Genomic DNA, 7807 nt, shown 5'->3' with positions numbered 1-7807 from the left:
TTTATTTTAAAACGACTTATTATTTTTTGCGTACATGTGGGGCGGCTTTATCAAGCACGCCATTCACAAATTTATGGCTATCTTCAGCAGCAAATACTTTTGCTAACTCAATCGCCTCATTGATGACCACTTTATATGGCACATCATCGCGACGAGTCATTTCGTACATGGCTAAACGAAGTAACGCCAATTCCATCATGTCTAAGTCTTGCATTGGACGAGACACGAAAGGACGCAATTTGCTATCTAGCTCTGTGTGGCTTAGCACTACACCCGTGAGTAGATCACGGAAATATGCAACGTCGGTTTCTGGAGCCGCTAACGCTGGCTCAGCAGCATGATGCTCTTCTTCATCATACTTACCACCCGAGAGGAATTGCTCTTCGATAGTGGCAACATTTTCTTTTGTAATTTGCCAAGAATAAATTGCTTGTAGCGCAAATTGACGTGCATTACGACGTGCGGCTGGTTTCACACTGGCCCCCATTAGGAATCGATTTCTGAAAGAACGTTAATCATCTCAAGCGCGCTTAGTGCAGCTTCTGCACCTTTGTTACCAGCCTTGGTTCCCGCGCGTTCAATGGCTTGATCGATGGTATCAACAGTTAGAACACCAAATGCTACTGGAAGGCTGTATTCCAGAGACACTTGCGCCAAACCTTTATTGCATTCACTGCACACATAATCAAAGTGTGGCGTACCACCACGAATCACAGTGCCAAGAGACACGATAGCGTCGTATTTACCCGTTTTTGCTACGCGTTGAGCAGTAAGAGGTAATTCGACAGCACCAGGGCAGCGAACAACAGTAATATTGTCATCGCTAACTTGTCCGTGACGCTTTAAAGTATCGATTGCACCAGAAAGCAGGCTTTCGTTAATAAAACTGTTGAAACGAGAAATAACGATAGCAATTTTTGCATTTGGTGCGGGGAAACCACCCTCGATCACTTTCATAAGCCTTCCTTTAACTATATACACAAGTGAGAATCGCCGGATTCTAGCACAATTTTGTGAGCAATATCTAATGGAAATTCGGCTTAGACGGCAAACCAAGCGGCTAATCAGCGAAATAATAAAGGAAGCGTTGGGCTTCCTTTATTGGTTTTATTACGGTGTATTTTTAAATGTGACCTTAGGTTCTAAGCGCTAAAACGAGATGACATTATTGGCAGACATACTCAGTCACATTCAAGCCGAAACCGCCTAAAGCGTGATACTTTTTATTGGCTGAAGAGAGTAAACGCATATCACGAACACCTAAATCCGCCAGAATTTGTGAACCAATCCCCACACGGCGTGAAGTACCTTGTTTTTTCGCTAAAGTAGGCGCTTGGCCTTTGTCTTGTTGCTCAAACATTTTAACGCGATGGATCAATAAGTCGCTCGACTCTTCATTACCTAAAATGACCAATACGCCGCCCTCTTGGCCGATACGCTGCATCGCTTTATCTAAAGTCCAACTGCGTTCAGCATTGCGATCGCTACGCAGTAAATCGGTAAAGGTATCGTGCAGATGAACTCGCACCAATGGCGCTTGACCATCCAATGTGCCTTTTTGCAATGCGTAGTGGATCTGATTATCAATCACGTCGCGGTAAGTGATCAGTTCAAATTCACCGTATTCTGTCGGCAACTTGCACTGTGCAACACGCTCAATGGTCGTTTCTGTGTTATTACGATATTCAATCAGATCAGCAATCGTACCGAGTTTTAAACCATGTTGCTCGGCAAACACTTCAAGATCAGGGCGACGCGCCATGGTGCCATCATCATTTAAAATTTCGACGATCACAGACGCGGGCTCTAATCCCGCAAGGCGCGCCAAATCACAACCGGCTTCCGTATGCCCAGCGCGAGTTAAAACGCCCCCCTCTTGTGCAGCCAGTGGGAAAATGTGCCCAGGTTGCACTAAGTCTGAAGCTTTCGCTTCTTTCGCCACCGCAGCCTGTACCGTCACGGCGCGATCGGCCGCTGAAATGCCGGTGGTTACGCCTTCGGCCGCTTCAATCGAGACGGTAAAATTGGTGGTGTATTGAGCATTATTATCCTGCACCATAGGAGCCAAGCCTAAACGCTGACAACGAGCTTTAGTCATGGTTAAGCAGATCAGGCCACGACCAAATTTAGCCATAAAATTAATCGCTTCAGGAGTAACGTGCTCGGCGGCCATGATCAAGTCACCTTCGTTCTCACGATCTTCGTCATCCATTAAGATGACCATTTTCCCAAGGCGAATATCTTCAATGATCTCTTGCGGGGTACTTATTGGCATACTCTATTTTCCTATCGCTGAACTATTTTCCGCACAGTCCCTGACTTAGATTTATCCACGACCGTGGTGGCATGGGACAATGCGCGGTTTACGCAAAACCATTTTGTTGTAAAAATGCTAAGCTAATTTTCGACTCTGGTGTCTCTTCATCTTGCTGGTTTTGCAGCAAACGCTCCATATAACGCGCGAGCACATCCACTTCCAAATTCACTTTACGCCCAACATGAAACGCATCAATGGTCGTTTCGGCAGAAGTGTGAGGCACTATGGTCAGCTTAAAGGCATTCTTTCTTAAATCATTCACAGTGAGGCTGATACCATCTACTGTAATTGAGCCTTTTTCAGCCACGTATTTATTCAATGCCGGTGGGATCGCTACCCAAAACTCTATCGAACGACCAACGGGATTACGTTCAATGATTTCACCAACACCGTCAACGTGCCCAGAAACAATGTGTCCACCAAAACGAGTGGTGGGCAACATGGCTTTTTCTAGGTTGACCTTGTCACCAACTTGATAGTGAGCAAACCCAGTTTTGTTGAGCGTTTCTAGTGAGAGATCCGCTGTATATTGAGTGCTGTTATAATCTACCACGGTCAAACAGACACCATTTGTGGCAATACTATCACCAAGTTTGACATCGCTCATATCAAGATGACCGACTTTCACGGTCACACTGATGTCTTCACCTTTGGGTGTAATCGCGGCAAGTGTACCTACCGCCTCGATAATTCCTGTAAACATGCTATTTATCTTTTATTTTAGGTACGGCAATGATCCGAATATCCGGCCCAACTTGTCGTACATCTTTGATGATTAACTCTAGCGTATCCGCCATGGAAGATAGCCCCAAAGCACCAAATAGCCCCCGACCATCACTACCCATGATTTTAGGCGCTAAGTACAAAATGATCTCATCAACCAATTGGGCTTGGATCAGTGAACGAGCCAGTGTGGCACCAGCTTCTACCCAGAGATGATTCATTTGTGACTGCTCAGCTAAATAAGCTAAGGTATCCGCTAACTCAAATTGTGTCTGGTTGCTATTGAGCAATGACGTATGTTCAGTGCCAAGCACCAATACTTCACCGGAATGTTGATACAGCTTTAGACCATCATGGAGTTGGTTTTGCCTATCAAGAATGACTCGCACCGGTTGGCGTAACTGATGTTGTGGGTAGTTCACTTGCACTGATGGAGGTAGTTCATCCCAACGCACAGTCAATGAAGCATCATCTTCAATCACTGTTTTGCTGGTCGATAAAATCCCACCCGCTTTGGCGCGAAATTTTTGCACATCTCGCCGCGCGGCCGCTGAAGTGATCCATTGACTCTGACCATTATTGAGCGCCGTTTGTCCATCAAGACTTGCGGCCATTTTCAATTGGACAAAGGGCATCCCACTTGTCATGCGTTTAATAAAACCCGGATTGAGCGCGATGGCATCCGCTTCTAACAAACCGACTTCGACTTCAATCCCAGCGTCACGCAGCATTTGAATACCACGCCCAGCGACTTGAGGATTCGGATCTTGCATTGCGCAAATCACTTTCGCCACTTTGGCGTTAATCAAGCCTTCAGCGCAAGGCGGTGTACGGCCATGATGCGAGCAAGGCTCTAAAGTGACATAAGCGGTAGCGCCTTGCGCTTGCTCGTTTGCCATGCGTAAGGCGTGCACTTCGGCATGCGGCTCACCAGCACGAACATGAAAACCTTCACCAACAATCTGCTCTCCTTGAGTGATCACGCAGCCGACATTGGGGTTAGGTTGAGTGGTAAAAACGCCACCTTTGGCAAGCTCAATGGCTCGCGACATCATTTGATAATCAAAAGGAGTAAACATAAGCGATTAATCTTCCAGCTTCGCGATTTCTTCACCAAACTCACGAATATCTTCAAAACTGCGATACACGGAGGCAAAGCGGATGTAAGCGACTTTATCGAGTACTTTGAGCTGCTCCATCACCAAGTTACCAATCATTTTACTTGGGACTTCTCGCTCACCAGTGGCTCGCAACTGAGATTTAATCATACTGATTGCAAGCTCAATCGCATCGGCGCTGACGGGGCGTTTTTCTAATGCTCGCTGTATACCACCGACCATTTTATCTTCGTTAAACGGTTCACGATTTCCATTTGATTTGATGACTCTTGGCATCAAGAGCTCGGCCGATTCAAACGTGGTAAAACGTTCATTACATGCCAAACATTGACGGCGACGGCGCACTTGATGGCCATCTGCGACAAGACGAGAATCAATCACTTTGGTGTCGTTCTCTGAACAAAAAGGACAATGCATATCACCTCCATAGCAATGAGCATCAGTGTACCGGAATTAGTACGCAAGTTGAACGCAAAAGGGGCATCAGCCCCTTTTCAATCTCTATTTTGTTAACAACCACACTTTGCGTTATCCATAACGAAAAGAACTTAACGACGTGATAAGTAATTGGCTTTGCCAACCCACTTGTAACTGGTCAACTCTTCTAAGCCCATCGGCCCGCGAGCGTGCAATTTTTGGGTCGAAACGGCCACTTCAGCGCCTAAACCAAATTGAGCCCCATCGGTAAAACGCGTCGAAGCATTGACATACACTGCAGCAGAGCCTGCTGAATTAATAAACAGCTCTGCATTAAATAAGTCATTCGTCATGATCGCATCCGAATGGCTTGCATTGTGTTCACGCATATGTTCAATCGCTTGCTGCACGTCATCGACCACTTTAACGCCCAAAGTGTAACTTAGCCATTCGGTGTCAAAATCGCCCTCAACGGCCTCTCTCAACTGTTTTGCATGGCTCATGCAGGCTTGGGCTTTTGGCTCTACAACGAAGGTCACTTGATCATTAAGTCGTAGCACCAGTTTTGCCAAAAATTCACTGGCAATCGCTTGATGAACCAGCAAAGTATCCAGTGCATTGCACGCAGAAGGGCGCTGAATTTTGGCGTTTTCAATTACCTCGACTGATTTATCCAGATCCGCGGATTGGTCAACAAAAATATGGCTAATACCAAAACCACCAATAATCACTGGAATGGTGCTGTTTTCTTTGCACATTTTATGTAGGCTAGCGCCGCCGCGCGGAATGATCATATCAACATATTCATCAAGCTTGAGCAGCTGTGAAACCAGTTCGCGATCCGGTTTTTCAATATACTGCACCGCAGCCGCTGGTAGTTGTGCTTTTTCTAGCGCCGATTGAATAACGTTGACTAGCGCCATATTGGAGAAAAAGGTCTCTTTCCCTCCCCGTAAAATACTGGCGTTACCCGTTTTTAAACACAATGCCGCAATATCAATGGTCACATTCGGACGCGCTTCATAAATAACGCCCACCACACCTAACGGTACTCGGCGGCGAGACAATGACAATCCGTTTTCAAGCACTCGGCTATCGATTTCACTACCGACAGGGTCATTGAGATTAATCACATTACGCACGTCATTAGCAATGGCTTGCAGGCGCGATTCATTGAGCAATAAGCGATCAAGCATGGCATCGTTCAACCCGGCTTCTCGGGCCAGTTCGATATCTTGAGCATTCGCTTTTAAAATCACGGCGCTCTGCGCCTCCAGTTCATCGGCAATGATCGCTAATGCATTGTTTTTTTGTGTCGTTGAAACGGTAGCGAGCTGGAAAGCGGCCTGTTTGGCGGCTTTACCCATTATGGTTAAATCCACTTTCTTTTCCTTACTATTCTTGGATCACAACAAGATCATCGCGATGAATTACTTCTGAGCCATAATCGTAACCTAAAATGCCTCCGATATCTTTGCTGTGTTTACCCGCGATTTTGGCTAAGTCTTGGCTGGAATAAGCGGCAATGCCACGGGCAATTAATACGCCTTGTTTATCGGTTACTCGCGCCACTTCACCACGTGCAAAAGTACCACTGACATTCACTACCCCTTTCGCTAATAAGCTACTGCCATTCGCAACTACAGCGTTGACGGCTCCGCCATCAATGACAATGTCACCAGAAGCGGCAGGACCCGCTAAAATCCAGCGTTTGCGGTTTTCTAACGCTTCGGTACATGGCAAGAAACGGGTGCCTTGTGGCGCATCACTTAAAGAGTCAAAAATAACGTTGCTTGCACGCCCTGCGGCGATAATGACTTCAATCCCTGCACGACGAGCAATATCAGCGGCCTGAAGCTTAGTTGCCATACCTCCGGTGCCAAGCGTGGTACCACTGCCCCCAGCGATTTTACGCAAGGTATCATCAATGGTTTTAACTTCTTTAATTAGTTCAGCGTTAGGATCTTTACGCGGGTCAGCGGTGAAGAGCCCTTTTTGGTCAGTGAGCAGCAGCAGTTTATCGGCACCGCATAAGATACCAACTAAAGCTGACAAATTGTCGTTGTCGCCTACTTTGATTTCACTGGTTGCCACTGCATCGTTTTCGTTGACGACGGGAATAATATCGTGCTCGACCAAGGCATTAATGGTATCTCGCGCATTCAAAAATCGCTCACGGTCTTCCAGATCGGCCCGAGTCAGCAGCATTTGGCCGATTTTAATCCCGTAAATAGCAAAAAGAGATTCCCATGCTTGAATCAGTTGACTCTGCCCAACCGCAGCAAGCAACTGTTTGCTAGCCATTGCGTTGGGGAGTGCGGGGTAACCTAAGTGTTCTCGACCAGCGGCAATTGCGCCCGACGATACAATCACCACTGAGTGGCCTTGCTTTTTCAGTTCAGCACATTGACGGACAAGCTCAACCATATGAGCTCTATCTAACGCCAAAGTACCACCGGTTAATACACTGGTTCCTAGCTTCACAACGATTGTTTGAAGTTGCACCGCTTTTCCGCTTTGTTGATTCGTTGTCATGATTTCTTCTGAAATGGAAAACACATAAGAGCTGATGTTTTAGCAATCAAAGCAATAATTCACAAGTAGAAAAGGTGCTAAAAAGCACCTTTTTCATCACGAGGGTAAGGGGATAACGAAAATCAGACGAATTCAGCGGAATCTTGTGCAATCTCAACACTCAATTCAAAGCGCTCATAGAGACTCGCTACCAGTTTGGCATGAAACTCTTCTTGGGTGCGTTTGACTTCAGAAAATACGGATTTAGGAATTGCGTCAGCATCCCACGCGCCAGCTAAGTTGTAACGTCCTGTATGATACTTAGCCTCAAACCCTGATTCTTTCTTAGTAAGTTCCAGCCACCAGCCCCAAAACTCTCGTTTCTCTGGGGATTTTTTGTCATTAACGCAAGACGCAAGGCAATCAAATAAGTAGTGATCCTCACGACATTGGCCTTCTCGTAAATAAGGCCCAATAGCTTTTAAAGCAGACAATAAGCGATAATGAGTCGGGGTGTGGGTCATTTCTGACATATTGACTCTCCATTTCAATGTTAAGAACGATCATTATTTTTATTAATCATATGCTTGTTACCGCATACCAATATCATGCTTAACTAATTTAGTAGAAAAGTCACCTAAATAGCTCATCTTCTAACCACTTTATCGCTAAATCGAGGGATTGCTCATATCCTTGTGTAATTGTTTTGCTTTTTATC

General features: G+C 45.9%; 10 protein-coding genes. All 10 read right to left on the bottom strand.

All coding sequences use genetic code 11. From position 1 onward, the window contains the following. Positions 1-19 precede the first annotated feature (19 nt). Positions 20-487 (bottom strand): transcription antitermination factor NusB, encoded by a 468-nt coding sequence (gene nusB / locus B9J84_RS01345; protein WP_013856197.1) that lies wholly within the window; start codon positions 485-487, stop codon positions 20-22. Continuing rightward, on the bottom strand, positions 487-957 hold the full coding sequence (gene ribE / locus B9J84_RS01340) for a 6,7-dimethyl-8-ribityllumazine synthase (RefSeq protein ID WP_026027639.1): 471 nt from the start codon (positions 955-957) through the stop codon (positions 487-489). The genes nusB and ribE overlap by 1 nt, the downstream gene beginning before the upstream one ends. A gap of 208 nt (positions 958-1165) precedes the next feature. Continuing rightward, positions 1166-2275, bottom strand: a complete 1110-nt coding sequence (gene ribBA / locus B9J84_RS01335; RefSeq protein WP_013856195.1) for a bifunctional 3,4-dihydroxy-2-butanone-4-phosphate synthase/GTP cyclohydrolase II — start codon at positions 2273-2275, stop codon at positions 1166-1168. Between the two features lie 88 nt (positions 2276-2363). Then, complete coding sequence (locus B9J84_RS01330) at positions 2364-3020, bottom strand: riboflavin synthase (RefSeq protein ID WP_010320134.1); 657 nt, start codon at positions 3018-3020, stop codon at positions 2364-2366. Position 3021: 1 nt separating this feature from the next. Beyond that, positions 3022-4119 (bottom strand): bifunctional diaminohydroxyphosphoribosylaminopyrimidine deaminase/5-amino-6-(5-phosphoribosylamino)uracil reductase RibD, encoded by a 1098-nt coding sequence (gene ribD, locus B9J84_RS01325; protein WP_017047324.1) that lies wholly within the window; start codon positions 4117-4119, stop codon positions 3022-3024. Positions 4120-4125: 6 nt separating this feature from the next. Then, positions 4126-4575 carry a transcriptional regulator NrdR gene (gene nrdR, locus B9J84_RS01320; RefSeq protein ID WP_010320136.1) on the bottom strand — a complete coding sequence of 150 codons (450 nt, stop codon included), beginning with the start codon at positions 4573-4575 and terminating at the stop codon, positions 4126-4128. 131 nt (positions 4576-4706) lie between these two features. Continuing rightward, entirely contained in the window at positions 4707-5957 is a 1251-nt protein-coding gene (locus B9J84_RS01315) for a glutamate-5-semialdehyde dehydrogenase (protein WP_017046593.1), read from the bottom strand. A 13-nt stretch (positions 5958-5970) separates the two neighbouring features. Further along, entirely contained in the window at positions 5971-7110 is a 1140-nt protein-coding gene (proB, locus tag B9J84_RS01310) for a glutamate 5-kinase (RefSeq protein WP_038148735.1), read from the bottom strand. A 122-nt stretch (positions 7111-7232) separates the two neighbouring features. Further along, entirely contained in the window at positions 7233-7622 is a 390-nt protein-coding gene (gene crl, locus B9J84_RS01305) for a sigma factor-binding protein Crl (RefSeq protein WP_026027640.1), read from the bottom strand. A 100-nt stretch (positions 7623-7722) separates the two neighbouring features. Next, on the bottom strand, positions 7723-7807 hold an 85-nt coding region (locus tag B9J84_RS16065), incomplete at its 5' end, for an alpha/beta hydrolase (RefSeq protein ID WP_143698820.1).

Origin of the sequence: Vibrio sp. V03_P4A6T147 (genome assembly GCF_002241085.1) — a bacterium.
Classification (GTDB): domain Bacteria; phylum Pseudomonadota; class Gammaproteobacteria; order Enterobacterales; family Vibrionaceae; genus Vibrio; species Vibrio anguillarum.
Note: the sequence above shows the minus strand (reverse complement) of the source record. Positions and strands in the feature narration are given on the sequence as shown.